The 26250-nt window shown below is 24.3% G+C and carries 27 protein-coding genes and 1 pseudogene; 7 read left to right on the forward strand and 21 right to left on the reverse strand.

All coding sequences use genetic code 11. The features are described 5' to 3' along the window. The 10 genes from tagD to galE all read right to left on the reverse strand — a co-directional run bounded on the left by tagD (window position 1) and on the right by galE (window position 11484). A complete protein-coding gene (gene tagD / locus AS160_RS08035; protein ID WP_206528142.1) occupies window positions 1–504 on the reverse strand; it encodes a glycerol-3-phosphate cytidylyltransferase in 504 nt (167 codons plus the stop codon). Next, on the reverse strand, window positions 504–1910 hold the full coding sequence (locus AS160_RS08040; protein WP_165147489.1) for an oligosaccharide flippase family protein: 1407 nt from the start codon (window positions 1908–1910) through the stop codon (window positions 504–506). The genes tagD and AS160_RS08040 overlap by 1 nt, the downstream gene beginning before the upstream one ends. Next, a complete protein-coding gene (locus tag AS160_RS08045) occupies window positions 1897–3021 on the reverse strand; it encodes a CDP-glycerol glycerophosphotransferase family protein (RefSeq protein ID WP_165147492.1) in 1125 nt (374 codons plus the stop codon). Before AS160_RS08045 ends, AS160_RS08040 begins: the two co-directional genes overlap by 14 nt. Continuing rightward, window positions 2990–3736 (reverse strand): glycosyltransferase, encoded by a 747-nt coding sequence (locus AS160_RS08050; RefSeq protein ID WP_165147495.1) that lies wholly within the window; start codon window positions 3734–3736, stop codon window positions 2990–2992. The genes AS160_RS08045 and AS160_RS08050 overlap by 32 nt, the downstream gene beginning before the upstream one ends. Before the next feature lies 1 nt (window position 3737). Next, window positions 3738–5486, reverse strand: coding sequence for a Wzz/FepE/Etk N-terminal domain-containing protein (locus AS160_RS08055; protein ID WP_165147498.1), 1749 nt, complete (start codon window positions 5484–5486; stop codon window positions 3738–3740). 2 nt (window positions 5487–5488) lie between these two features. Next, window positions 5489–6739: an O-antigen ligase family protein gene (locus AS160_RS08060; RefSeq protein ID WP_165147501.1), complete on the reverse strand. Its 1251-nt coding sequence runs from the start codon at window positions 6737–6739 to the stop codon at window positions 5489–5491. Next, the gene (locus tag AS160_RS08065) at window positions 6736–7872 is read right to left on the reverse strand and encodes a glycosyltransferase family 4 protein (protein WP_165147503.1); all 1137 of its coding nucleotides are present in this window, start codon (window positions 7870–7872) and stop codon (window positions 6736–6738) included. The genes AS160_RS08060 and AS160_RS08065 overlap by 4 nt, the downstream gene beginning before the upstream one ends. A 3-nt stretch (window positions 7873–7875) precedes the next feature. After that, window positions 7876–8967 carry a glycosyltransferase gene (locus AS160_RS08070; protein ID WP_165147505.1) on the reverse strand — a complete coding sequence of 364 codons (1092 nt, stop codon included), beginning with the start codon at window positions 8965–8967 and terminating at the stop codon, window positions 7876–7878. Beyond that, the gene (locus AS160_RS08075) at window positions 8968–10362 is read right to left on the reverse strand and encodes a sugar transferase (RefSeq protein ID WP_165147507.1); all 1395 of its coding nucleotides are present in this window, start codon (window positions 10360–10362) and stop codon (window positions 8968–8970) included. 108 nt (window positions 10363–10470) lie between these two features. Beyond that, entirely contained in the window at window positions 10471–11484 is a 1014-nt protein-coding gene (gene galE, locus AS160_RS08080; protein ID WP_165147509.1) for a UDP-glucose 4-epimerase GalE, read from the reverse strand. A gap of 189 nt (window positions 11485–11673) precedes the next feature. Here galE and AS160_RS08085 point away from each other — a divergent pair, with 189 nt between their 5' ends. Continuing rightward, window positions 11674–12108 (forward strand): type II secretion system protein, encoded by a 435-nt coding sequence (locus AS160_RS08085; protein ID WP_165147511.1) that lies wholly within the window; start codon window positions 11674–11676, stop codon window positions 12106–12108. A gap of 3 nt (window positions 12109–12111) precedes the next feature. Here AS160_RS08085 and AS160_RS08090 read toward each other — a convergent pair whose 3' ends face one another. Beyond that, complete coding sequence (locus tag AS160_RS08090; protein WP_165147513.1) at window positions 12112–12729, reverse strand: YigZ family protein; 618 nt, start codon at window positions 12727–12729, stop codon at window positions 12112–12114. A gap of 155 nt (window positions 12730–12884) precedes the next feature. Here AS160_RS08090 and AS160_RS08095 point away from each other — a divergent pair, with 155 nt between their 5' ends. Continuing rightward, window positions 12885–13553, forward strand: a complete 669-nt coding sequence (locus AS160_RS08095) for a hypothetical protein (RefSeq protein WP_165147515.1) — start codon at window positions 12885–12887, stop codon at window positions 13551–13553. A gap of 139 nt (window positions 13554–13692) precedes the next feature. Further along, window positions 13693–14514, forward strand: coding sequence for an ATP-dependent Clp protease proteolytic subunit (locus AS160_RS08100; RefSeq protein WP_165147517.1), 822 nt, complete (start codon window positions 13693–13695; stop codon window positions 14512–14514). A 106-nt stretch (window positions 14515–14620) separates the two neighbouring features. Here AS160_RS08100 and AS160_RS08105 read toward each other — a convergent pair whose 3' ends face one another. From AS160_RS08105 to AS160_RS08145, 9 genes and pseudogenes are all read right to left on the reverse strand, one after another. After that, window positions 14621–14800 (reverse strand): hypothetical protein, encoded by a 180-nt coding sequence (locus tag AS160_RS08105; protein ID WP_165147519.1) that lies wholly within the window; start codon window positions 14798–14800, stop codon window positions 14621–14623. A gap of 244 nt (window positions 14801–15044) precedes the next feature. After that, window positions 15045–15383: a hypothetical protein gene (locus tag AS160_RS08110; RefSeq protein WP_165147522.1), complete on the reverse strand. Its 339-nt coding sequence runs from the start codon at window positions 15381–15383 to the stop codon at window positions 15045–15047. Window positions 15384–15574: 191 nt separating this feature from the next. Beyond that, a pseudogene (locus AS160_RS11630) lies at window positions 15575–15783 on the reverse strand (helix-turn-helix transcriptional regulator). Window positions 15784–15891: 108 nt separating this feature from the next. Continuing rightward, window positions 15892–16542, reverse strand: coding sequence for a metallophosphoesterase family protein (locus AS160_RS08120; protein ID WP_165147525.1), 651 nt, complete (start codon window positions 16540–16542; stop codon window positions 15892–15894). A gap of 6 nt (window positions 16543–16548) precedes the next feature. Continuing rightward, entirely contained in the window at window positions 16549–17169 is a 621-nt protein-coding gene (locus tag AS160_RS08125) for a hypothetical protein (protein WP_165147528.1), read from the reverse strand. After that, window positions 17169–17741, reverse strand: a complete 573-nt coding sequence (gene pdxT, locus AS160_RS08130) for a pyridoxal 5'-phosphate synthase glutaminase subunit PdxT (protein WP_165147531.1) — start codon at window positions 17739–17741, stop codon at window positions 17169–17171. Before pdxT ends, AS160_RS08125 begins: the two co-directional genes overlap by 1 nt. Before the next feature lie 2 nt (window positions 17742–17743). Beyond that, window positions 17744–18619: a pyridoxal 5'-phosphate synthase lyase subunit PdxS gene (pdxS, locus tag AS160_RS08135; protein WP_165147534.1), complete on the reverse strand. Its 876-nt coding sequence runs from the start codon at window positions 18617–18619 to the stop codon at window positions 17744–17746. Between the two features lie 35 nt (window positions 18620–18654). Further along, the gene (locus tag AS160_RS08140; protein ID WP_165147537.1) at window positions 18655–19965 is read right to left on the reverse strand and encodes a nicotinate phosphoribosyltransferase; all 1311 of its coding nucleotides are present in this window, start codon (window positions 19963–19965) and stop codon (window positions 18655–18657) included. Window positions 19966–20084: 119 nt separating this feature from the next. Next, entirely contained in the window at window positions 20085–20567 is a 483-nt protein-coding gene (locus AS160_RS08145; protein ID WP_165147540.1) for an MGMT family protein, read from the reverse strand. Between the two features lie 455 nt (window positions 20568–21022). Between AS160_RS08145 and AS160_RS08150 the strand changes: the two genes are divergently transcribed. The 4 genes from AS160_RS08150 (at window position 21023) to AS160_RS08165 (ending at window position 25495) form a co-directional block, all read left to right on the forward strand. Then, window positions 21023–22345, forward strand: coding sequence for a sugar transferase (locus tag AS160_RS08150; protein ID WP_165147543.1), 1323 nt, complete (start codon window positions 21023–21025; stop codon window positions 22343–22345). Then, window positions 22345–23442 (forward strand): glycosyltransferase family 4 protein, encoded by a 1098-nt coding sequence (locus AS160_RS08155; protein ID WP_165147546.1) that lies wholly within the window; start codon window positions 22345–22347, stop codon window positions 23440–23442. The genes AS160_RS08150 and AS160_RS08155 overlap by 1 nt, the downstream gene beginning before the upstream one ends. A 2-nt stretch (window positions 23443–23444) precedes the next feature. Next, entirely contained in the window at window positions 23445–24359 is a 915-nt protein-coding gene (locus tag AS160_RS08160) for a glycosyltransferase (RefSeq protein ID WP_165147549.1), read from the forward strand. Window positions 24360–24715: 356 nt separating this feature from the next. Further along, window positions 24716–25495, forward strand: a complete 780-nt coding sequence (locus AS160_RS08165) for a hypothetical protein (RefSeq protein ID WP_165147552.1) — start codon at window positions 24716–24718, stop codon at window positions 25493–25495. A 260-nt stretch (window positions 25496–25755) separates the two neighbouring features. Here AS160_RS08165 and AS160_RS08170 read toward each other — a convergent pair whose 3' ends face one another. Further along, window positions 25756–26127, reverse strand: a complete 372-nt coding sequence (locus tag AS160_RS08170; protein ID WP_165147555.1) for an integrase core domain-containing protein — start codon at window positions 26125–26127, stop codon at window positions 25756–25758. Between the last annotated feature and the right edge of the window lie 123 nt (window positions 26128–26250).

The raw sequence follows: 26250 nt of genomic DNA on the forward strand, positions 1-26250 counted from the left end.
TCACCACAAGTCTTTTCTTAATTGCTCTAATATTTCAAATGCTTCTTTTAATTCATCAAAATCTATTTTAGTTAAAATATCCAATGCTTTTTTTAACTCAGTAGTTGATAATTTAGATATATGTTGTAAAATTTCTTTAATTTCTGAAGAAGATATTCCTTCTGTTCTTGGTAAATAAACTACTTCACAATATTCATTTAAATAATCAAATTTCCCTTTCCAATCTTCTCCTATAACAAAAATATCTACATTATATTTTATTATATCTTCTATTTTTTGTTCCCAATTTTTTTCTGGTATTACTATATCAACACATTTAATATTTTTTACGATTTCTGCTCTTTGTTCATATGGAATTATAGATTTTTTCCCTTTAATAGCATTAAATTCATCTGTTGAAACAGCTACAATTAGTTTATCACCTAACTCTTTAGCTCTTTGCAATAATCTAAGATGCCCTATATGAAATAAATCAAATGTACCATATGTAATTACTGTTTTCATCATTTCACCCCAATTTTTTTTAAAAACTTATCTATTATCTCCTTATCTTGAGAAAATGGAGAAAAATAAAATGAAAAGAATATTATTAATATAATAATAATCGAATTTATAATTACCCAAAAATAGATATTCGATATACTTTTTGTAAAGCTAAATATAAAAATAGAAGTGAAAGCAAATAACAATATATAAAATAATGTTCTTATTTTATATGGATAAATATTATATATAACTCTTACTTGAATAAATTTCAATAAGTTTACAACAATTATTGATGCCGCAAAAGAAAATGCAATACCCCAAGAATATCTTGGTCCTAATAAATATCCAGTTGATACACCTGTAATTATCATCGCTAAACCATTTATTATCTCAAGCCCCTCATATCCAGACATATTCAGTAATGTACCATTAGGACCAACAAAAGAATTAATAAATTGAGATATTAATATTAGAGAAACTATTAATGTACCTTTTGAATAATCTTCTCCTAAAAAAGATAATATTCTATTAATATGTATAACAATAAAACTAATTATAGGCAACATAATAAAAGTATTCCAACGCGATACATCTTTAAATATTAAATCTATTTTTTTTAAATCTTTTTCTTTCCATGCAAGAGCAAATTCAGGCATTGTTACATTAGCTAAAGCTGTACCTAACATTGCTCCTATTGTACCTAATGTTATTCCAATTGAAAGATAACCAACAGATTCATTTGTTGAATATAATCTTTGCATTATTTTAGATAAATTTCCATACAATGAATAAGTTATAGTTATAAAATAAAATTTCCATGAATTTTTAATAATCCATTTTAGAGATAAATATTTTTCTTTAGTATAAAATCTTATGGATATTATCAAAGGTATTAATAATGAAAATAAATAAGCTAATATAAATGAGAAATAGTTAGAAATAATAAAAAAGAATATAAAAAATGAGCCTACTCTGATTAGTCTAATCAATGTATCTCTAATAAAACTAGCGGTATCTTGTTTTTTTATTCCAATAAAATATGAATATGTTAAATTTTCTACCTGTGATAAAAAAACTAAAAATAAAATAATTATTACATTAAATTTGTTATATACTATACTCTCATCAAATGTCATATATATAAATGGAAATATTAGAATATCTAATAAAAAATATATTCTGATAAAATCAGAGTATATTTTTTTTGCATTATATATATTTTTCCCACTTTCTCTAATTAATAACGTTGGTAACCCTAAACTCAAAAATGAATAATATGTTCCAATAAATCCTAAAATTACATTGGCTTTACCATATTCTGATGCACCTAATAATTTAGCAATTATTAATTGAAATATAAATCCTATGCCACTACCTATAAAAGTCCATGAAAAAGCTTTAATTCCTTTTTTAAATAGATTCATGTAATCCTCCATTAAAAATTATATTATATATTCTTTCACATGAATTATTCCCATATATAAAAAACATGTCTTTTAAAATTTTTCTATGATCAATATATTTATCTTCTTTAAAATTATCTAATATTGAATTTTGTAAATCAGTTTGTGTTCTAACTTTATCGCCTGGGGTCCAAAATTCATATGGATGTAATAATAATCCTCTAACTTTTATATATTCTTCTATATCATTATTAATAAATATAATAGGTTTATTTAATAACAAATAATCGAAATATATACTAGAATAATCTGTAATTAACATATCAGAATCAGGTAAAATTTCATATAAATCTATATCTTTTTTTGATAATATATCTTCTGATAAAAACATGAAATTTTCTAAATTGTAATTTTCATATAATTTTTTATAATATCTCTCTTCTATAGGATGGAGTTTCGCTATAAATAAAATTTTATTTTCAATTAAAAATTTTTCAAAATCTGAAATATTAAAATCTGATATTCCAAATATATTTTTATTTCTTTCTATACCTTCGGAAATATCTCTATTTACATAACCTTTTCTAAATGTTGGAATAAAAAATATAATTTTTTTATCTTTTTTTTGTATTATTTCATTTAATCTTCCATTTTTAAATAAATAATCAGTTCTCGGAAATCCAGTAACAATATATCTTCCTAAATAATTTCCTGTTGTGGAATTTAATAACGTATTATAAAATGGAGAAGATGAAATAATATAATCATATTTCATCCAATTTTTTAATATTTTCTTTTTCCTTTTTTCTGTTTTGTCTAAAAGCCCCATTGCTTTTAATGGTATTCCATGCCAAAACTGTATAAATTTTTGATTTTTTCTTTTAAAGAAAACATTTATATCATGTGAAGTAAATACATATTTTGAGGATTTTACTAAATCTAAATATTCAAAAATATTTTTTGATTTATTTATTATTTTAACATTTAAATGATTTTTATCCTTTAAATATCTAAAAAAGGCATAAGAATTTGAACCACTATATGGTGTATCATCTATTATTAATACATCATACTTATATTTTTTTATACTGTATATAATTTCAAGTATTATCTTTATTATTTTTTTTATCATTTAATTCCCCTCTTAATAAATCTCTTATAAAATTATATGCCTTATTTCCTATAATTTTTCTGATTTTTTTTCTTATTTTATTTGGTAAAGGTTGCCATGTCCCCGAAAAGTGATGTATTGTATGAGTATTATCTGTTATATGTATTTCACCAGTATGATCATTCTTTGCACAAAAATAATCAAATGGATATATAGCTATACCATCGCCAAACTCTTGATATTTTCCTCCACCTATATAACCCATTTTCTTAGACAATTCTGTAATAATTATAACATTCGTAGTTAAATCAAAAGTTCCATCATCTAAAACAAATTTTTTATCATTATAATAATCTAAAAGTAATTTTATCCAGCTATTTTTTGGTGTTGCTCCCATTATTCCAGTTGGTATTAATTTATCATTTTCATAACCGGAAAAAGCATTGTGATGTAAAAATTTATCAAGATTTTTAATTACTTCTACATCTGTATCCATATATATTCCACCATATTCATATAATACCTTTAATCTAACGTAATCAGTTACAAATGCGTATTTCTTATTTTCATATGCTTCCTTTATATATATATTCTCATTAATATCAAAATTGTCTTCATTCCATTCTATTATCTCATAATCTGGTAAATGTATTTTCCAACTTTCAATACATTTTCTGGCAATCTCTGGTTTCTTACCTTTTCCAAACCAGCAATAATGAATTTTTTTAGGTATCAATTTATACACTCCTTATATATATAACTTTTGAATTAAAATCAAAATATTCTATTTTTGATTTTTTGGAAACTATAAATATTGTTTCTTCAGTTTTCAATTTTAATATGTTATAATCATTTTCATCATTAGAATTTATTATAATTATATTTTTATCTTTTTTTAATTTTTCATCTATTTCTTTTATTTTTTCAATATCTAATTTATTTATATTAAGTAAATTATAATTTAAATTACTTAATTCAGCATATAACAAATCTAATATATTTTCACTAGCTGTATTTACTATTAAAATATTATTTTTATTAATCATATATAAATACTTTGAGATTTTTGAAATATCTCCGTTTACTATTAATTCAGGTTTTTTATAATTGTATTCAAAATCTTTCAATGAATATATTTTATTATCTTTTAATTCAAATCTTAAAGCTATTATAGAGGCTAAAAATATTGATATAAAAAACCCTCCAATAAAAAACATTTTAAATGATGGAAAGTCTTGTCTTGTTGGAACAAAAGAATTATTTAATATTGATGGTTTTTGTATTTCTAACAATGTTTTTAACCTTGTTTGTTCAAGAGCTGTTTTAACTATATTGTATTTTTCTTCAAGTATTTTTTGATCTTTTTTTAATGATAAATATTCATACAATATCGGTGATTGATTTGTAATTTCTTCACTTAATTTTTTTTCTAGATTTTTAAGCATATTATATTGTGTATCTAAAACTTCATAAGAATATTTTAATGTTTTATATTTATTTAATAAATCCATTGATATTGCACTTAAATACATATCTTTATTATTTATTAATATTTCTAATTTCTTTGATAATTCTGTTTTTAATACATTTATACTTGTTTCTAGTTCAAATAATTTCGGAGAATTTGGAGATATTATTTTTAATGTTTCATATTCCAATTGACTATTTTCTAATTGTGTTTTAATATTTTTTATTTCACTATTCTTTTCTGTTAAATATACTTCTTTCATTTCTTGGTCAATATTCAAATACACATTTTCGAAATTTTTTATTTCTATCTCTAAGGAATTTTTATCTTCTGAATATTGGTATATTTTCTTTACTACATCATAATATTTATCCATTAATGGATTTTTATCTGATATTTTATATTCAAGTTCATACTCAACTACCTTTTTATTTATACTTTCTAATTCCTGATTAATTTGTTCTAATAATGGTATTAACAATGATATTTTTTCATTATTTTTTTCTTTTTGTATTTTTTCATAATATTCTATATAATATTCATACCATTTATCCAAAACTTTTTTTACATATTCAGGATCTCTTTTTGTATAAGATATTTTAATTATATTTGTTCCACTCTTTGCTTCTATTATCAATTCTTCTTTTAATATTTCTATTAAATCCCTTTCATAATATACTTTACCTCTTAATCTATCTATAATATGTCTAGAATTATTTTTTCTTTTTACCATATCAAAATCTTTAATTATGTTTTTTAATATTTCATCTGAATACATTTTTTCTATTTCAGTTTTTATTTCTGTATTATTTCCCGAGTTTGATAATAATAATGATAAATTATCTCCTCCTGAATTAGATGAAGATAATTCTAATTCCATATATGATGTATATGTCCTAGGAAGGATACTATATATATACATTATAATAGAAAAAAATACAATAGATAAAATTATTATTATATACCAACGTCTTTTTATTGTATTAAATACATCCCTTAAAGTTATATCATTTCTCATTTTTATTCCTCCAAATATATTTTTTCATAATATACGTATATTAAAAATTCTAATATAATTGTAAATGGCATTACTTGTGCTGGTGTATAAATTCTATGTTCCGTAAGACCTGCTATTAATATTGCAAAAATAGAATAATATATATATTTTGAGAAAAAAACGTCTGGTATTTTTTTTGATATATAAAACAATTCTTTTATTAATAATATAAAAAATATAAAACCTATTATCCCGGTTTCTGCTAAAATGTGCAAATATGAATTGTGTGCATGTGCATCAGAAAATTGGACTTTAGATGTATTAAACATATATATATTTTTTAATCCCTCAAAATTATATGGAATGTCATTATATCTTGTAAATCCTATACCAAATATTGGACTTTTTATAAAATCATCAATCGCTCTTGGCCATAATACAAATAATCTATCAGATATATTTGCGGTTCTATTTGGATCATTTAAATCAAATACTTCCGTATTTGTTGGGCTTAAATTATATATTCCATGTTCTTTTGATATATAATATGCACCCAATATTATTACTATAGCCCCTATTATGGTTAATATATAATATATTCTTTTTAATTTATTACTTTTAATTAACTCATTTATAATCATCAATCCAATAACCCATATAAAAGCTAATTGAGAACCCCTAGACTTTGAAAAATAAAGAGCTATTATATTAGAAAAAAAATAAAATAAATTATATATATTTTTTTCTTTTAAGTATAATACCAAACCAAAAACAGATAACATTAAATAATATCCACCTGCAGCATTATGTGCTTTAAATAAATAATGGTATATTCCATCTGATGATATGCCTATAGGTTTTCCTAATAAAAATGAAAGAGTTAATCCAAAAGTTAGAAGACTAATAATTTTATATACTTTAATTAATATTTTATTATAATTTAAACCTGATTTGAATTCTGTTGATAATATAGGAAGAAATAGTGGCATATATGTTATATAGAAATTCCCATCATGTCTAAAATTATCATATGATAAAAATTTTGAAAATGGTATACCTGTAATAACAGCACTAAAAAAGTATAAAAAACCTATAATATAAAACAATTTATTTGTTCTTGATATATATACTTTTTCTGGAAAATATATATATAGTATTAAAAATAATATTCCAAAAACTACAAAAATCGGGTATGCTGGAATTAAATTGAAAAATGAAAATGAAAAAGATAATATTAAACTCAATACTATTATATCTTTTAAATTAATTTTCATTTTTCAAATAACTCCTCTATACCCTTTATATAATTTTCATATGAGAATTTTTCTTCAAAATATTTTTTATCTATCATCTTTTTATATTTATTTGGATTATTATAAATTTTAAATATTAAATCCTTTAAATGAGTTATACTATCTATTAAATATCCATTATTTTCATTTATTATTTCAGGTATACCGCCTATTTTTCTAGCAATTATTGTCTTGTTATGATATAATGCTTCAATTAAAACAGTTGGTAGAGAATCATCAATAAATGGATAATGTATAAATACATCGCTTATTTCCAAATAACCACTAACATCATCAGTATGTCCAACTAAAATTACATTATTATCCAATCTATTGATTTTAATATATTTTTTTATTTTTTCTAAATACTCCTTGTTTTTTTCATTTGCATCACCAATAATCATTAATTTTATATTATCTTTTAAAATTTCTTTTATACTTTTTATAATCTCTAGTTGCCCTTTAGATGGTTGAATCCAACCTATTACTGAAATAATAAAATCATTTTCTGATAAATCATGTAATTTTTTATAATATTCTGTGTCTCTTTTTGGTTTCATATTTGGAATTCCATTATATAATACTGATATTTTATTTTCATTTACACCTATTCTAATTAAACTCTTTTTTACTGTTTCCGATACACAGGATATATGATAAAAATTATTATTAAAGGTTTTCTTTAACATACCTTTTAATGGAGATATAAAATCTCCATTAACAACATCATGTAACCTAGCAATTGCTTTAACATTTGTTTTTTTTGAAATTTGTCCTCCATATATATGCGCTTTCATTGAATTTGTAAATATAATATCTATATTATTTTCTATTACAAAACGAGATAATTCTTTAATCATTTTTCTATATTCAAAAATATTTATTATATTTTTGAATGATAATTCTGATCTACTAATTTTTAAAAAATCTTTGCTTAAAGGAAATATTTTATAATCAATATTTACTTCTTTTAGTTTTTCAGTAAATTCACTTTCTGTTGTTACCCCTACTATTATATTATATTTATCTCTATTATATTCCTTAAGATAATCAACAAGTACCTTTTCAGCTCCACCAAACCAATATGCGTGGTCTAGTATCAATATATTTTTCATAATTCACCTCAATTCTTTTATTATCCTATTTCTAAACACTTCAATATCGAATTCTTTAGCTCTTTTTATTATCAATTCTTTTTTATTTTCTTTCCAATTTTCTTCCGCAATTCTTTTTATTGCACTTGATATTTCTTTTGAATTCATAGGTTTTACATGTATTCCTGTTTGTTCATTTATATTATGAAAAGTAGTTCCAGTGCCTAATTCAGTGGAAACAACTGGAATCCCACATGCCATTGCTTCTAATGCAACTAAACCAAATGCTTCACCTCTATCAATTGAAGGTAATACAAATACATCTGCTGCAGAATAATATTTTGGCATTTCATTATAACTAATATGATTTTCAAATATAATTCTATTTTCTAGATTTAAATCCTTGGTAATATCTTTCAGTTCAGTTTCTTTTGGACCTTTACCAATAATCAATAGTTTATAATTATTTGGAAGATTTTCCATTGATTTTATTAAATATTCTATACCTTTATATCTCCCAAGTCTTCCAATATATAATATTAATTTTTCATTTTTAGATACATATTTATTTCTATAATTATCTTGCCTATAATAAAAATGATTTGTTTCTACGAATAAAGGAACTACAGATATTTTTTCTTTAAAGTATTTTAATACAGGAGATGTATTAATTATATTTGGTGATGTAACTATAATCTTATCCATTTTTTTTAAATATTTTTTTACTATTAGATTATTATATATTTTTCCAAAATATCCTCTACCTGCTATATCCATATGATAAAAACATATATTCTTTTTATCTTTTATACTTCCATTTAAAAAAATATCCAACTCTGGTTGCCCAGAAGCAAAGTGATATAATAATATATCCTTATCTTTTGATAACTTATTTAATACATTTCTATATTTTAAAGAGATTCTTACTGAACCTTTTTCAATAAATATTGGTAATCTATGAACCTCTGTATTATCAACTCTATCAATTTTATAACCTTTTTTATTTGGATTATATGTTAATGCTGTAGAATTAAATAATTTATTTATCTCTCTAGCAACTATTTCAATTCCACCAATTTCTGGAAAATAGTTTCTTGATATAGACAATATCTTCAATTAATAAGCTCCTTTCTTATCTATTACAATTTTTATAGTTTTTAAAAATATTATGAAATCCAATTCTAATGACCAATTTCTTAAATAATATAGATCCAAAGCTATTCTTTCACTATAATCTTCAATATCGCTTCTACCATTTGCTTGCCACATTCCAGTTATTCCAGGTTTTATTGAAAATACCTCTTTTGCAACATCTTCACCATAATATAATTCTACTTCTTTTCTTACAACAGGTCTTGGACCAATTAAACTCATATTTCCTATTAATACATTTATTAATTGAGGCAATTCATCTAATGATGTTTTTCTTAATATTTTTCCTATTTTTGTAATTCTCGGATCATTTTTTAATTTAAAATGTTTATACCATTCTTCTCTTATCTTTTCATCCTTTTCAAGTAATTCTTCCAATCTCTTTTCTGCATCTGGATACATTGTTCTAAATTTATACATCTCAAATTCTTCTAAATTCTTTCCTATTCTTTTATGTTTAAAAAACACTGGTCCTTTATCCTCTTTTTTTATTAAAATTGCTATTATTAAAAATACTGGAGATAATAATATAAGACCTATTATTGATAATACAATATCAAATATTCTTTTTATAATTAAATTCAACGGATTTAATAATTCTTGAGATGCAGTAATTGCAAGAATTCCATCTAAATCATGTATTTTATTAGAAAAGCTTATTAATCCATATAAGTCTGGTATATATTTAATTTTTCTAATCATTCTTTCAAATTTTGTTATTATTTTTGATAATTCAAATTTTGATAAATTGGGTATAGCTATTATTACTTCTTCAATATTATTTTTTTTAATTATTTTATTAAAATCATCCAAATCACCTATTATTTTATTTTTATCAACAATAATTTTATCATCATTATATTTTAAGAATCCTATAATATTATATGTTGTAAATGGATGTTGACTAATTTTATCATACACTACCTGGGCTAATTCTCCAATTCCTAAAATAATAACATTTGTACTAAATAATTTAAATTTTATTAATATTTTTCTGAAAATATATCTAGTTAAAGAGTCTAAAATTATGAACATAAACATTAAAACAAATAGTTTAAATATATCTATATAATTTCCACTAAACAATAATAACACTAATATAACAAAAAAATATATTGCTGTGGAATGAAAAATATTTAGTAATTCATCCCAAAATAAATGTGTTTCAAAATAATACATTTTCCTAAATAAATATATCACGCTCAATATCCCAGAATAAAAATATACTATATTCATATCAAATATGTTAAAAACATTATATAATCCAACTAAAATAACATAATCTAATATCAATAATATTATTCCATATATTGTTTTTTTTATTCCTCTTTTTATTGTTCTTTTTTGTGCTATATTCATTTTCCATCCTCCATAAAATTCTCAAATTAAATTATAGCACAATTTTTAATTTTTGTTTTTATGATTATTTGAAACTATGTAACAATTAAAAAACTGAGGGCTAAGCCCTCAGTCATCATATCCATTAGGATTATTTTTTTGCCAATTCCATGAATCTCTACACATATCTACTATATTTCTTTCTGCTTTCCAACCCAATTCCTTTAATGCTTTTGTTGGATCTGCATATACTTGATCTACATCTCCTGGTCTTCTATCAACTATTTCATATGGTATTTTTATTCCATTTGCTTCTTCAAATGCTTTTACAACATCTAAAACACTATATCCAACACCTGTTCCTAAATTATATATTTTAACGCCAGTATCATTCATAATCCTTTCCAACGCTTTTATATGTCCTATTACCAAATCAACTACATGAATATAATCCCTTACCCCTGTTCCATCATGTGTATTATAATCATTTCCAAATACATTTAGTTTTTCTCTTTTTCCTACAGCTACTTGGGTTATATATGGCATTAAATTATTTGGGATTCCATTTGGATCTTCTCCTATTCTACCAGATTCATGTGCTCCTATTGGATTAAAGTATCTAAGTAATGCAATAGACCATTCATTATCTGATACATATAAATCTTTTAAAATGTATTCAATAAATAATTTTGTTCTACCGTATGGATTTGTAGCTGAAAGAGGTGCGTCTTCTGTTATTGGAACTGTTTCTGGATTACCATATACTGTTGCAGAAGAACTAAATACTATTTTCTTTACATTTTTATCTTGCATTACTTCTAATAAGTTTAATGTTCCAGTTATATTATTCTTATAATATTTCAAAGGTATTGCTACTGACTCACCAACTGCTTTTAAACCAGCAAAATGAATTACTGCTTCTATATTGTTTTCATTAAATATTTCTTCTACTTTTTCTTTATCTAACAAATCTACTTCGTAAAATTTGAAATCCTTTCCTGTTAACTCTTTTATTCTTTTCAATACTTCTGGTTTACTATTTGAAAAATTATCTAAAACAACAATTTCATATCCCGCATTTAAAAATTCTACGCATGCGTGAGAACCTATATATCCTGCTCCTCCTGTTATTAATATAGCCATATTTTCACCTCCACAAAAATTCGCTCTTATATTATATCATATTGAAAATACATTTTAATTATTATAATTATTTTAGAATAAAATAATTAATATTTTTTTATATTATTGAATAATATCATATTATTGAAAGCATGTTAATTATATGATATAATATTTTCGTTTAAATATTAACAAACGGGAGGTATGGGGATGTCATTGAAAAGAAAGTCAGGTTTTTCTTTGTATGAAGTATTAATTGTTTTAGCTGTTATTGCAATTTTAGGAACTTTTGCAGTACCAATGGTTAATAATGTTATTTCAAAAGCAAAGATGACAAAAATAGTAAATGATATGAAAGTTTTAGAAACTTCTATTATTCAATATTATTATAATGAAAATGCTATTCCTGCTGATATTAATTCTTTAATCACTAACAATTATTTAGAAAATAGCGTAGATAATATAAATTTTAGTACAAAATCTAATGTTGTTTATGTATATTACGATAGTTCTGTTGAAAAAGCTGACGATTTAGAAAAATTAGACACTACATTAAAATGGAGTTCGTCTAAAACGGATTTTTCTACACTATCAGATGTTCCAGATGAAACTAATATTTATCCTGTTTTAAAGGTTTCTTTTTAATGATTATTTTTTAATTTCTATACCAGTTTCTTGTCTTTCTATATAAGTTACTTGGCCTTTAGATTTTAGCATTTCTAATATTTCATCTTCATTTTCTAACGCTATTTTAAATTTAACATCAACCATAAACTGTTGGTCAATAATTGACCAACCTTTTAATCTTTTTAATAGTCTTTCAATTTCTGCATACTTTGAATAATCTGTTTTTACTTCATATATTTTTAAATCAATAAACTTACCTAATTTAGAATTTAAAATTGTTTCTTCTGCACATTGTGAATATGCATCAATTAATCCTCTTACTCCTAACTTTACTCCCCCAAAATATCTTGTTACTACAATTGCTACATTATTTAAATTGTGTTTTTCTATTACACCAAATATAGGTTTCCCAGCTGTTCCAGATGGTTCTCCATCATCAGAGTAATTAAACTTATTATCAATTATCTTATATGCCCAACAATTATGGGTAGCATTTTTATATTTTGTCGATATTTCTTTTATAAACTCCTTAGCTTCTTCTTCACTATCCACTTTTTTTATGTTTCCTATAAACTCAGAACGTTTAATTTTAATTGTTGTTTCAACAGATTCTAATATGGAAATATATATTTTAATCACCCCACTTCCATCAATATTATAACAAAAAAATTATAAATAATAATTTCTAAGGAAACTCTAAGGAGATACTAAGTTTTCTTTAAGTATTATAAGTTATTATACTAGTGTCGAAAGACAAAAATAATAAAAATAAAAAATACTGTGGAGGTGTTATTATGAAAAAGTTTTTAACTGTATTATTAGTCGGTGGGTTGATGGCATCATCTATTTTTGCTTTTAACGCTAATGCTCCTAGAGTAAATCAAGATAATGCTGTTTATCAAAATTATCAAGGTGTTCTTGGTATATTTGATGAAGAGAGTTTAATTACTGTTAGTGGTAATATTGATTCTATTGAAGAAAGTGAAGATTTCCCTGGTCTATTAATTGTCAAAGTAAAAACCGATGATGGTGATGTTGTAGAAATTCATGCAAATTCTTATTTCGCAAAAAATTTAGAAGTAGGAAAATCAATTGAATTAAAAGGTTTTGAAGTTGTTTTAAAAGATAGTAAAATATTTAACCCTGTTGAAACAAAAGTTGATGGTGAAGAAGTTGTTTTAAATGGTTTTAGAGGTGCTGCTAGAGGTATGAGAGTAAATACTCAATTACCAGGTTACACACCAAAAGCTCCAGTTGCAAATCAAGGATTTAGAGGAAGAAATATAAATCAAGTTCCTATGAATCAAGCTCCAAATAGAAACTTTGCTCCTAGAGGTTATTTCCAAATGCAAAATAATTGTTATGGGCCACATGATCCAAATGGAAATTTTGTTCCAAGAGGTAATTTTCAACCACAAGAAAATATGTCTAACCAAGGATATAAACAAATGGGGAGAAGATAAAAATAATGACTGAGGTTTTTACCTCAGTTTTTTATTAATTTTATTATAATAATAATTTTGTATTAATTTTAAAAAATGTTATAATTAACTAAAATAATAATATAATTAATTATTATCTCTAAATTAGGGGAGTGGTACTATGACAACAGGATTTTTTGGATCATTATTGTGGTTAATATTTATGTTCTATGTTTTACTTGGTCCGCAAATGAAATTTGCACAATTAATAGCAGGTAGAAAAGGCGTTTTGTCATCTTTAGCAAAGAAAAGAAACTCTACAGTTATTACTTTAATACACAGACAAGAAAGTATGGGATTTTTAGGATTTCCATTTTACAAGTATATCAATGTAGAAGATAGTGAAGAAATATTAAGAGCTATTAGAAAAGCTCCAAAAGATAAACCTATTGATTTAATCATACATACACCAGGTGGCCTTGTTCTAGCAGCAACACAAATAGCTAAAGCTTTGCATGACCATCCTGCAGAAACAAGAGTTATAGTTCCTCACTATGCTATGAGTGGTGGAACATTAATTTCATTAGCTGCTGATCAAATTATAATGGATCCACATGCTGTTTTAGGACCTGTTGATCCTCAATTAGGACAAAATCCTGCACCTAGTATAGTAAGAGCAGTTGAACAAAAGGGTGTTGATAAGGTTGATGATCAAACACTAATTTTAGCAGATGTTGCTAAAAAATCTATTTCTCAAGTTCAAAAGTTCATATTTTCCATATTAAAAGATAAAATGGAAGAAAAAAAGGCTAATAAATTATCTCAAATATTAACTGAAGGAAGATGGACTCATGATTATCCTATTACAGTAGAAGAAGCTAAAGAATTTGGATTAAATGTTTCAACAGATATGCCAGAAGAAGTGTATGCATTAATGGATTTATACTCTCAACCAGTTAAACAAAGAGGTACTGTTGAATTTGTATCTTTTAATGATAATTAATAACTATATACTACAAGTTATAAATTCAAAAGCAGTGAGGAAAACCCTCACTGCTTTTTTTAAAACTCATATTCACCTTGAATGAATGGTATTGGTATATATGGATTCATATCTCTTCCTTCTTCCCAGGATCTTTCGCCAGCACTAATAGGATAATATAATTACCATATAACATTAGATTAATAGAACTATCATTTATTGATATTCCATATTTAATACCTATTCCTGTTAAATATAATTGTTCATATTGATATGGTGTTACTACTAACACTGCTCCTATATACATTTTTTTGTTACATAATATCCTAAATTTAATTCCGGTGAAAACATAAAATCCATTCTTCTGGATTTTGATCATTTGGACCGAATATAAAACCAAAGGAAGCTCCAACTTGGACTTTATCTCAGTATAATATACTCCAACATATGGAAATAATGCTCCTGATACTGCAATTCCAACAGAGTATGAAAAATTATTTGCAAATGAAATAGTAATAATAATATTATGATACTTGTTATAATTATTTTTCTCACTCCTTTCTAATGGTTTGGAAACCCAAAAACAATAACGGAGTTGCTACTAATGAAAAGGTTAATATTTGTGCAGAATAAATTTCATTTCTAAATATTAAAAAAGTCATAAATCCTGCAGCACCAAAAAATATTATTGATCCTATTATCCTATACTTAATACCTATCCATGTTGCTAATAATATTAATATCCAAGGCATCATTTCAATCAAAGTTACTATAGAAAAACCATGAGACAACACTGTAAATAATGTTAATATTAAAAATATAGTATATCCTGTTCTTTTTATTACCTTTTCCCTATTTAACATATATCCAACATACAACAAATTTTTCAACAGTAATGGAAATAATATATAGTTCTTTTTCAGGAATAATATCTATCCATTTAATCTAAATTTTTTTACTTTTATACAATTCTAATAATATACTATTAAGAATAATAATGAGAATGAATAATTAAATGATACTAATACAGTTATTAATAATTCTATTTCTAACATGTATTTTCTCATTTTATTTATCCCCTTCAATAATATAAATCTTCATCTTCTAATATAAACAAATCTTCTACTGTACAATTAAAAATCTTTGCTATTTTTAGTGCCAATACAACAGAAGGAGAATATTTTCCTTTTTCTATATAATTAATGTTTGTCTAGAAACACGTATTTTATTAGCCAAATCTTCTTGAGTCATATCATACATTGCTCTGTATACTTTCAACATATTCTTCATTTTTATCTCCTCCCATTAAAATCATACAACTTATTTGACAAAAAGTAAAATATATTTGATATATAATATAAAAAACATATGAATATTCGATGAATATTCATATGTTTTTTATCCATACAATATCCTATAATTCTCTCCTATACCTAATGCTGTTAATTTTCCACCATACACACATCCTGTATCAATATCTATGCTTATAATATTATTATTTTCATCCTTATGATAATATACATCATACTCTCCAGTTATATAAAATGTTGGAGTATGACCATGAATTACTATATAATCATTATATCTTTCATTTTGCATATAAAAATCACTTCTTATCCATAATAAATCACGTTCTGTTTGTTCATCCAATTTAACTCCATATCTTACTCCTGCATGAACAAATAAATATTTCTGATTATTTATTTGTTCTATATGAAATAATTTTAATGATTTTAAAAAATCTATATATTTATCTTCCAAATTATTATTAAAACTTTTTAAGGTATATAGTCCACCGTTTCTAAACCATATACCTTCTAAATATTTATCATTATTTTCTAAATAATCAATCATCATATCTTCATGATTGCCTTTTAAAAATATTGCTCTATCTTTTAATTGAAATAGCAAATCGAGGACCAGTTTTGAATCTGGCCCTCGATCAATATAATCACCAAGAAAAATGATCTTATCATTTTCTGGTATTTTTTGTATTAAATTTAATAATCTATCATACATTCCATGAATATCTGATATTGCCCAAATCATACTTTTTTAAAAAATTGATTTCATTAAAAGAATCCAAATAGTAGATACTATTGCACCATATACTGGCGAAAATACCCATTCTTTTGATTCTTCTTTAACAACAACAAAGAACCTATATATTAACCCTGCAAATATAGCAACTAATGCCCATTCAATTTTGAATTTACTAATAAAAATATATATAGCTAATCTTTCTGAAGCACCTGCAGTATCTTTTAATTGTGGATCAATTATATTAAATGTCCTTTCAATAAACGAACCAAAACTGGTTGCTAACATCATACCTATAATATAATATATAAACTCTGTTGATATGTATGAATTATTATATGCTTTGTAAAACACAATGTTTATAATTAATGCTATTGACAAATATAATAACTCTTTTTTAAATGTTGTTCCTTTTGTTCTGTATATATCAATAAATACATGATATGATACTAATACTAAAAATGCTATTATACCTAATGGAGTTTTTAATGAATCAAATGTAAAAGCTAATATTGCTATTATACTCCATACTATATGAGTTATTAAATTATTCCTTATTTTTAATTTATCTGAGTATACATTGGAAAATGCATGATCTGCGACAAAATGACCCAAAAAACTATGTAAAGGTATCATTATTTCACCTGCTTTTTAGCTACCATTTCTTCTACAAAATATGCATGAACTGATGGATCATCTTCTATTTCAGGATGGAATGATGCAGCTAATATATTATTTTGTCTAACTAAAACTGGTGCGTCTTTAAATTCTATTAATCTTTCAACTTCTTCTCCATGTTTTACAATCTTTGGCGCTCTTATAAATGTAACTTTTATATCTTTTCCATTGAACTTTAATATTTCTTCAAAAGAGAATACTTGTCTTCCATATGCATTTCTCTCAACATATATATCAATAAGTCCTAATGTTTCTTGTTGTGGATAATTTGCTATTCCTTTTGATACAACTATCATACCAGCACATGTTCCAAATATTGGAAATCCTTCTTTTTTCTTTAATTCTTCCCAAATACCTGTTTTTTTCATTAATTTTGATATAGTTGTACTTTCTCCACCAGGAATTATTAAACCTTCTACTTCATTTAATGTTTCAATTGATTTAACTAATACTGGTGTATGTCCAATCTTTTCAATCATATTTGCATGTTCTCTAATATCTCCTTGAACAGCTAATACACCAATTTTCAAATTTACCATCCTCTTTCTTGTAATTTTACATCTAATTGATCAATTTCTAATCCTTCCATTGCTTCTCCTATATCTTCACTTATTTGAGCTAATTTTTCTGGATCATCATAATGTAATACAGCTTCAACTATTGCTCTTGCCATTTTCTTTGGTTCTTTTGATTTGAATATACCTGATCCTACAAATACGCCATCTGCACCTAATAACATCATTAATGCAGCATCTGCAGGTGTTGCAACTCCACCAGCAGCAAAGTTAACTACAGGTAATCTTCCTAATTTTTTAACTTCTGAAACCAAATCAACAGGAGCACCTATTTGTTTTGCATATGTTACTAATTCTTCATCAGGCATATTTTGTACTAATCTTACTTCATCCATTACTTGTCTCATATGTTTTACTGCTTCCACTACATTTCCTGTTCCAGCTTCACCTTTTGTTCTTATCATTGCTGCACCTTCAGCAATTCTTCTTAATGCTTCACCTAAGTTTCTTGCACCACATACAAAAGGTACTTTGTAATCATGTTTATTTAAATGATATTTATCATCAGCAGGTGTTAAAACTTCTGATTCATCAATAAAATCTACACCTAATGCTTCTAATATTCTAGCTTCTGCTATATGTCCAATTCTAACTTTAGCCATAACAGGAATAGATACAGCTTCCATTATTTCTTTTATTTTTGATATACTTGCCATTCTGGCTACTCCACCAGCTTTTCTAATATCTGCTGGTACTCTTTCAAGAGCCATAACCGCAACTGCTCCAGCTTCCTCAGCAATTTTTGCTTGTTCAGCTGTAGTTACATCCATTATAACCCCGTTTTTAAACATTTCAGCAAAACCTTTTTTTACAACCCATGTTCCTTTTTCCATTTTAACTCCTCCTTTAATTTATATACTATTACATTTTATATATTATTACATTGTTCATCCCAATAATTTTTATCTACTACCGATAGTCTAGAGAAATCTCCTTTTTTTCTTCCAACCTTAGCACAATGTTTTTTATTTACTTCTACTATATCAGCTGTAAAGTCTACTTTTTCTCTTAATAGTTTTGATCCAACTCCATATGTATCTACTGGTACATCAAGCATTTCAAATAATTTTATTTTTTCTGCATCAAATCCACCAGATACTATTATTTTTAAGTCTTTTAATCCATATTCATCAAATACTTTTCTTGCTTTCCATACTAACTCAGGATTTACACCTAATGAGGATTTATCTCTTGGTGTAACACTTTTGTCCCTTAAACTTCCTGAGGTATCAAATCTTACACCCCATATTTTGTTTTTCCCTGGTCCAATTATTTTTGTTACATCACTAATTCCTGGTTTGTATTTTTCACCTGTTATATGTTCATAGAATCTTGCTACAACATTTAATGTTGTACCTATTACATCATTATCCCAATCTACTAATACCATTCTATTTACACTAGATTCTATATGTTTGTCAAATGCTATTGCAGCTGCAGCTGTATCTCCTTCATATGATGCTATTAATGCATGAGGTATTGTACCTAATGATTCTATACCCCAATAATCTGCATTTGCATCTGTAGATACCCCAAATGCACCAGCTTTCAGTGCAGCATATCCATCTGTTGCTTGTACCCAAAAATGATCAAATCTTGCACTAAAGAATAATATTGGTTTTCCATTTGCTACTTCTACTACTTTTTTTACAGCTGTTGCTGTTGATGTTGCTCTAGCTAATACGCCTAATAATACTGTTTCTAAATATCCAAAATATGCAGGATCTCCTTCTATGGTTAATATAGGTTCCATATTTTTTGCTTCATCACCATCATATAATGCTTTTACTTCTATTTCATCCCATTTATCCACCCATAGGTCATTTAACATCATTCTTAAATCCCATTTTTTTGCAGTTATATTTAATAATTCATCTTTGTCCATATTATGTGCAGCATTTTGTAATGCTTTTTCTAAATCTAAGATTTCATTGAATAATTCATTTGCTTTTTCCTCATCCTTATAATACCCAGTTCCAAATCTAAGTATTGCAAGAGCTTCATCAATACCAACTACTACACAATCTTGCCTTGGAAAGTATTGGTATAATACATTTACATGCCTATTGTCTTTTTTTAATACTTCTACATATCTTGTAAAATACTTATCAGAATAATATCCCATTCTAATTCTGTCTATAGGCACTTTAAATATTTTCGGATGTAATCTTTTTGACATTTGAATCACCTCAAAATAATTTTTACTATTGTCATAATAACTATAATATTGTTATTATTTAAATATTGATAACAATATTTATTATATATTTATATTTATTCTTAAATGTTTTATATAAGTTAAAATTCGTTACATACTTTTTCCCTTTTTATAATTATACCTTCTGTTTCTAATAAGTATCTTTTTAATGGTTCTCCACCACCATATTTTCCAATTTCACCATTGCTTTTTATCACTCTGTGGCATGGAAATATTAATGGAATTCTATTATTTGCCATTACTGTTCCCACAGCTCTTGCTGCATTTGGATATCCTGCAAGTATTGCAAGCCCTTTGTATGATACTACATTTCCAAATTTTACGTTTTTTAAAGCTATTAATACTCTTTTTTCAAAATCATTTTTAAATGTTATTTCATATGGTATTTCATCTAATACATCATTTCCATCTAAATATTCCTTTATCTTATAATAAAAATTATTTGTATATTCATCATAATAATCGTCTAATATTTCATTAGATAATTCTATTTGAATTATTTTATTTTCTCTAACATATCCAATTATACTACCTACTTTTGTACTTACTATGAAATTTTTCATATTTATCCCCCATTTCTTTTTTCTTTATGTAGTATACCAGAAATTTTTATATATTCATATACTAAATTATTTCAAATATTGCCAAATATTTCTTAATATTTCATTTTTTCTTTCAATTATATTAAAATCTATAATATGAAAAATTTTTCATATTATTGTACCTCCAAATAATTATAACATTATATTTAGAAAACATAATCAAGTATTTTCCATAATATTTTCTATGTTTTTTCTAATATGAAATATATTAAACATTTGATATATATGAAATATATTAAACATTTGATATATTAATTCGTTTTTAAAAAATATATACATATTCACAAAGTACTTGAAATATATTGAGTTAAGTGTTAAAATATATAAACGGTAAAGGTAGCAACTATTTGATACATAATGTGGTAAAATGATATAGGGCATATTAACTTAAAAATAGTTTTAATAAGGAGACTATTATGAGAAGATTTCCTAAGATAATAGACTTAATTATATTGTTTTCATTAAATTTCATATTATTTCAATATTCATGGTATTTATCTATATTGATATCTATAGCAATATTTTTGGGTTTTTATGCTTTTAGAGTATATGATATTGAAACAATGAATTCGCTAAATGAATCTGTTATACGAATATTTGCTGGTTTTATTCTAGGTTCTGTTTTAATATTATTAATATATCCTTTTTTTGATAATATAATTACAAGAGATACCTTTTTTTATAACTTCATTTTTAGTCTTATTATTTTTCCATCAATACATAAGATAGAGTATTCACTTTTTGAAAAACACGCAAATCAAAAGAGATATCTTGTTATAGGAAGAGAGGATGAAATAGGTAATGTATTAAAAGAATTAGAAGAAAAAACATTGAATAAACTAAAGTTTGTTGATTACATTAACCCTTCACCTATAACCTTAGATGAATTAGTAAATGATGGATTTTCTATATATGAAGTTAATAGGATTAATAAGATTATAAGGTTTGTAAATAAGGAAGAAAAACACAAGTATGATGCAATATTAATAACTGATCCTAAATTAGAGGAAAATGTAAAAGATAAGCTTGATGAGTATAAGGAATTGGGAATAGAAATTGAATATTTACCAAATCTTGTAGAAAAATATTTAAAAAGAATTCCTTTAGAAGTTGCTATAAAATTCAAAGAATATTATTCTGTTATTTTTGAACATGATTATGAATCTCCTGCTAAAAGGATTATTGATGTAATTGGTTCTTCAATTGCTTTAATTATTTTCTCACCATTTATGATGATAACAACAATAATGATATTTATAGAAGATAGAACACCTATTGTCTTTAAGCAAGAAAGAATTGGTAAAAATGAAAAGCCTTTTACAATGCATAAGTTTAGGAGTATGAAGAATGTAAAAACAAATGGACCTAAATTTGCTGATGATGAAAAAGATAGAATATTGAAAGTTGGAAAATTAATTAGACCTATTAGAATTGATGAAACCTTACAGTTTATAAACATATTTAAAGGAGATATGTCTTTAGTTGGGCCTAGACCAGAACAAATTCCTTTTGTTAAGGAGTTTAATAAGGGGATTCCTTTTTATTATGCAAGACACAAGGTTAAACCTGGATTGACAGGATGGGCACAAATAATGTTTAAATATGCTTCATCGCAAGAAGATACAAAAATAAAACTCAGTTATGATTTATATTATGTAAAAAACAGATCAACATTATTTGATTTAAGAATAATACTACAAACAATAGAAGCAGTGTTTTGGAAGAGGGGAGCGAAATAATGTACAATATTGCTTTAATTAGTTTTTCGAATAACTACGATATGCAAAAATATGTATTTTCATTATATGAAAGTTTAAAGGAAAAATATAAAGGTAAAATCGTTACTCTGACAAGTCAAAAGACATATTTTGATATTAATTATGATGACAATAATTTCTTTATCAATGTTCCAAAAAGACCAGGGCTTGAATTTAAAACATTTAATTTTTTTGAAATAAAAAAGATTATTAAGGTTTTAAAATCAAAAAGAATTGATCTAATATACTTTCTATCATCGCATGTTTGGAATATTTTTTTGATAAATACACTAAAAAAATATGGAGTTAAAATAATTCATAGTATTCATGATCCAATACCCCATGAAGGAGAAAAGGATTCAAATAATGTTAGAATATATAATAAATATATTTCAAAAAAATCAGATATAGTTATATTACATAGTGAAAAGTTGAAAATACCATTTATAAAAACTTATTCGATTTCAAATACCAAAGTAAAAGTTATTCCCTTATGGCATGAATGGAAGCCTTTTCATAAAATAGAACAAAACAAAAATAAGGTCCTTTTTTTTGGAAGAATAAACCCTTATAAAGGTGTTGAAAATATAATTGAATTAGCTAAACTAAACAATAATATTATATTTGATATTGTAGGAAAAATCTCAAAAAAACTAGAGCATCTTAAAATTGAATTAAAAAAGTATAAAAATATTAATTTGGTAGATGAGTATGTTGATGAATATACAATGGATAAATTTTTTTATGATAATCAGATTACAATTTTACCTTATAATAGTGCTACTCAATCAGGTGTTGTTGTAGAATCATATAGGCACTCAAGACCAATAATTGGTTTTAATGTTGGTGCAATTTCAGAACAGGTCCCACTAGAGTTTAGAGATTTTTTTCTATTGGAAAGTGGCGATATTATTGCTTTGAATAATACACTAAAAAAATACTTAAATTTAAGTATTAAAGAGAAAAACTATATTTGTAAAGCTTTTTATGATTATGGATTTAATAAATTTTCGGTATTAAAAGCTAGTGAATTTTTTTTGCAACTTATTAGAAATATTGAGATTGATGAAAGGAGATAAATATGACGTTATCGTTTTTATTAATGACAAATGATAGACTTGAAGAGTTGAAGGAAGCGTTAGATTCAATATATGAAACAATTACATTAAATAAAAAATATGATTATGAAATAGTAATTTTATTAAATGGTAGTAAAGAAGAATATCAATCCCAAATAAGGAATTTTATTTCTGAAAAAATGGACAAAATTAAGCACAATATTATTTATTCTAAAAAAAATGTTGGAGTAGCCGAAGGAAGGAATATCTTATTCAAGAATTCAAAAGCTGATGTATTGATTTTTTTAGATGATGATGCTGAAATAATTAATAAAAAGAGTTTTATTGGTAATATTTTTTCTATAAAGAATAAAAACCCAAAAATTGGAATTATTAGTGTAAAATCATTAGGAATGGGGGGAAATATCAGAAATAAAGAAATACCGCTAACTAAATTAAATAAAAATGGGAATAAATCTTTTTTTACTTATCATTTTGTAGGTGTTGGTCATATTATTTTTAGAGAAGCAGTTAAAAATGAAAAGGAACTTTATCCTTCAAATTTGTTTTATGGTATGGAAGAATATTATTTAAGTTATAAAGTAATTAATAATGGTTTTAAAATTTATTACTCTAATGATTTAATTGTTTTACATAAAAAGAGCGATAAAACAAGATTAAAACCTATAGAATATTATATACATTTAGCATCAAATAAAATTTTCATAGGTAGTTTATTAGGGGATACGAAGTTATTAATAAGTCATTTTATACTTTGGAATATTTGGGGTATTTTAAAATGTAAAAATTTTATATGTTTAATAAAAATAATTAAAAGATTTAATCAATTAAATTACTCAAAAGAAAAATACAAAATAGAATTATCAAAAGGAGCAAAAAAATACATAAAGAATGTGGGGGGGAAGTATTGGTACTAAATATATTTAGTGTCGTTACAATATTATACTTTATTATATCTATATATATTTTTTGGGAAAAAAATATATTTTTTTTATTTTATTTTCAATTTCTTTATTTATTTTATTTTTATATAGGGGTTGTATATTATGTTTATAAAGAAGGTAGTTTAAATTATGAATTAGTTTTATTTTCTTTTTTTACAAATATATTTTTTGTTCTATTTTTCCTTATAGGAAGAAGAATATTTAAATTGAAAAAAGCGCCTTTTTACTATAGTTATAATAGAGTAATTATATATAGCATAATATTATTAGTATTTTTTATATGTCTCTATTATTTTTATGGATTTCCGATAGTATCAAAAAATCCATATTTGGCTAGACTATTTTTAATAAGAGGATATAAAAAATATTTAATATATTATTCTTTCCCTATATTTATGATGATATTATCTAAAAAATTTCTTGAAAAACATATATTATTATCCTTGTTTTTATTCATTTTTTTAATGAGTGTATATATAAACACAGCATTTTTAAGTTTTACTATTTATTTACCATTATACATATTATTATTTATACTGTTTTATAATAAATCGTTTATTCACAGAAAAATATTTAATATAATTTTCATTTCAATATTTATTCTATATTTATTATTTTATATTTCTTCAATTAGAGGATCAGAAAGTATTTTTGATAGGATTTTTTATATAAATTATAAAAACTTTAAATATTTATTTTATAAAAAAAATGATATAGGTATTACATATATTAGAGATTTTAAGGCTCTTTTTACTTCTATCAAATCTTTTGCTGAAATAGAAACATTAAGAATGACTAAATATAAAGTTGAAAATTTAGTAATGACACCAACTTTTCCTGGGGAATTATATTATAATTTTAAATGGGTGGGGCTTTTTTTCTCTGCTTTTTTTGGTATGATAATAGGAATATTAGATAATTTGTTTTATGTACACGATTTTGACAATGTAAATTCGAAAATCATTAATAAGATAATATATATCAATTTTATATTAATGTTTTCTAGTATTGTAACTCAAGGAATAGGGCAGAGTTATAAATTTATGATAATTCCGTTACTGTTGCAAGTTTCGTTAAAAAATAGGGTGTATTCTCTAAAAAGTCAATAGGTAATAAAAGGAATATTTAAAATTTTTGTAGATTAAAATTTATAAGTAAAAACACCCCATTCAGCAAAATGCTGATAGTTTAAAAACTATTATTAAAATAATTTATTTATCCTTTGCAATATTAAAATTATTTAAAACGATGGCATTGTTTAAATGATTTGGATCATATTTTACATTATATTTGAGAAGTGTATATACTAATTCAGCTAGTTTTCTTGTTATTGCTGTTAAAGAAACTTTTTTTAATTTACCTCTTTTAACTAATTTATCATGTTTTTCTTTGTAGTAAGGGAGCGGCTTGCCCCCTGGCTATTGGAGAAGAAATAAGGAAAACATTTACAAACAATAAAATCATTAAACTTAATTGATTTAAATTCTTCTAAGTCAGAATTATTATATTGATCAGAAAAAAGATTAAAAACGAAATCTGGAGTAAAATAATATAAAGAACCATGAGGTCTGTTGTAAAAATAAATGTATGAAATATAGTAATTATAAACATCATCAATATAGTTAAATTCAATAGATTCAACAAATTCACATTGAACGCTAGAATGAAATGACTCGACATAAGCTTGAGAGTTAGGATTATTCTTGTAACCAAATTCATGAATAATGTTTAATTCATCCATAAAAGCAGCAGTAATTTTAGCAAATGGACATTATCTGTCCTAATAATGAGATTATCAGGAGTAGCACCTCTTAATAGCTTTTCTTATAGTTGATATATAGTCTTTAGCAAATCACCAACATAA

Origin of the sequence: Marinitoga sp. 38H-ov, from assembly GCF_011057715.1 — a bacterium.
In the GTDB taxonomy this organism is placed as follows: Bacteria; Thermotogota; Thermotogae; order Petrotogales; family Petrotogaceae; genus Marinitoga.

Excerpts from the sequence above, each read along its gene's own strand:
- AS160_RS08055 (WP_165147498.1), bottom strand. The coding sequence starts at position 5,486 with ATGAGAAATGATATAACTTTAAGGGATGTATTTAATACAATAAAAAGA.
- pdxS (WP_165147534.1), bottom strand. The coding sequence starts at position 18,619 with ATGGAAAAAGGAACATGGGTTGTAAAAAAAGGTTTTGCTGAAATGTTT.
- AS160_RS08160 (WP_165147549.1), top strand. The coding sequence starts at position 23,445 with ATGACGTTATCGTTTTTATTAATGACAAATGATAGACTTGAAGAGTTG.
- AS160_RS08045 (WP_165147492.1), bottom strand. The coding sequence starts at position 3,021 with ATGATAAAAAAAATAATAAAGATAATACTTGAAATTATATACAGTATA.
- AS160_RS08095 (WP_165147515.1), top strand. The coding sequence starts at position 12,885 with ATGAAAAAGTTTTTAACTGTATTATTAGTCGGTGGGTTGATGGCATCA.
- AS160_RS08150 (WP_165147543.1), top strand. The coding sequence starts at position 21,023 with ATGAGAAGATTTCCTAAGATAATAGACTTAATTATATTGTTTTCATTA.
- AS160_RS08040 (WP_165147489.1), bottom strand. The coding sequence starts at position 1,910 with ATGAATCTATTTAAAAAAGGAATTAAAGCTTTTTCATGGACTTTTATA.
- AS160_RS08105 (WP_165147519.1), bottom strand. The coding sequence starts at position 14,800 with ATGTATATAGGAGCAGTGTTAGTAGTAACACCATATCAATATGAACAA.
- galE (WP_165147509.1), bottom strand. The coding sequence starts at position 11,484 with ATGGCTATATTAATAACAGGAGGAGCAGGATATATAGGTTCTCACGCA.
- AS160_RS08065 (WP_165147503.1), bottom strand. The coding sequence starts at position 7,872 with ATGAAAAATATATTGATACTAGACCACGCATATTGGTTTGGTGGAGCT.
- tagD (WP_206528142.1), bottom strand. The coding sequence starts at position 504 with ATGAAAACAGTAATTACATATGGTACATTTGATTTATTTCATATAGGG.
- AS160_RS08075 (WP_165147507.1), bottom strand. The coding sequence starts at position 10,362 with ATGAATATAGCACAAAAAAGAACAATAAAAAGAGGAATAAAAAAAACA.
- AS160_RS08125 (WP_165147528.1), bottom strand. The coding sequence starts at position 17,169 with ATGATACCTTTACATAGTTTTTTGGGTCATTTTGTCGCAGATCATGCA.
- AS160_RS08145 (WP_165147540.1), bottom strand. The coding sequence starts at position 20,567 with ATGAAAAATTTCATAGTAAGTACAAAAGTAGGTAGTATAATTGGATAT.
- AS160_RS08155 (WP_165147546.1), top strand. The coding sequence starts at position 22,345 with ATGTACAATATTGCTTTAATTAGTTTTTCGAATAACTACGATATGCAA.
- AS160_RS08100 (WP_165147517.1), top strand. The coding sequence starts at position 13,693 with ATGACAACAGGATTTTTTGGATCATTATTGTGGTTAATATTTATGTTC.
- AS160_RS08120 (WP_165147525.1), bottom strand. The coding sequence starts at position 16,542 with ATGATTTGGGCAATATCAGATATTCATGGAATGTATGATAGATTATTA.
- AS160_RS08085 (WP_165147511.1), top strand. The coding sequence starts at position 11,674 with ATGTCATTGAAAAGAAAGTCAGGTTTTTCTTTGTATGAAGTATTAATT.
- AS160_RS08060 (WP_165147501.1), bottom strand. The coding sequence starts at position 6,739 with ATGAAAATTAATTTAAAAGATATAATAGTATTGAGTTTAATATTATCT.
- AS160_RS08140 (WP_165147537.1), bottom strand. The coding sequence starts at position 19,965 with ATGTCAAAAAGATTACATCCGAAAATATTTAAAGTGCCTATAGACAGA.
- AS160_RS08170 (WP_165147555.1), bottom strand. The coding sequence starts at position 26,127 with ATGGATGAATTAAACATTATTCATGAATTTGGTTACAAGAATAATCCT.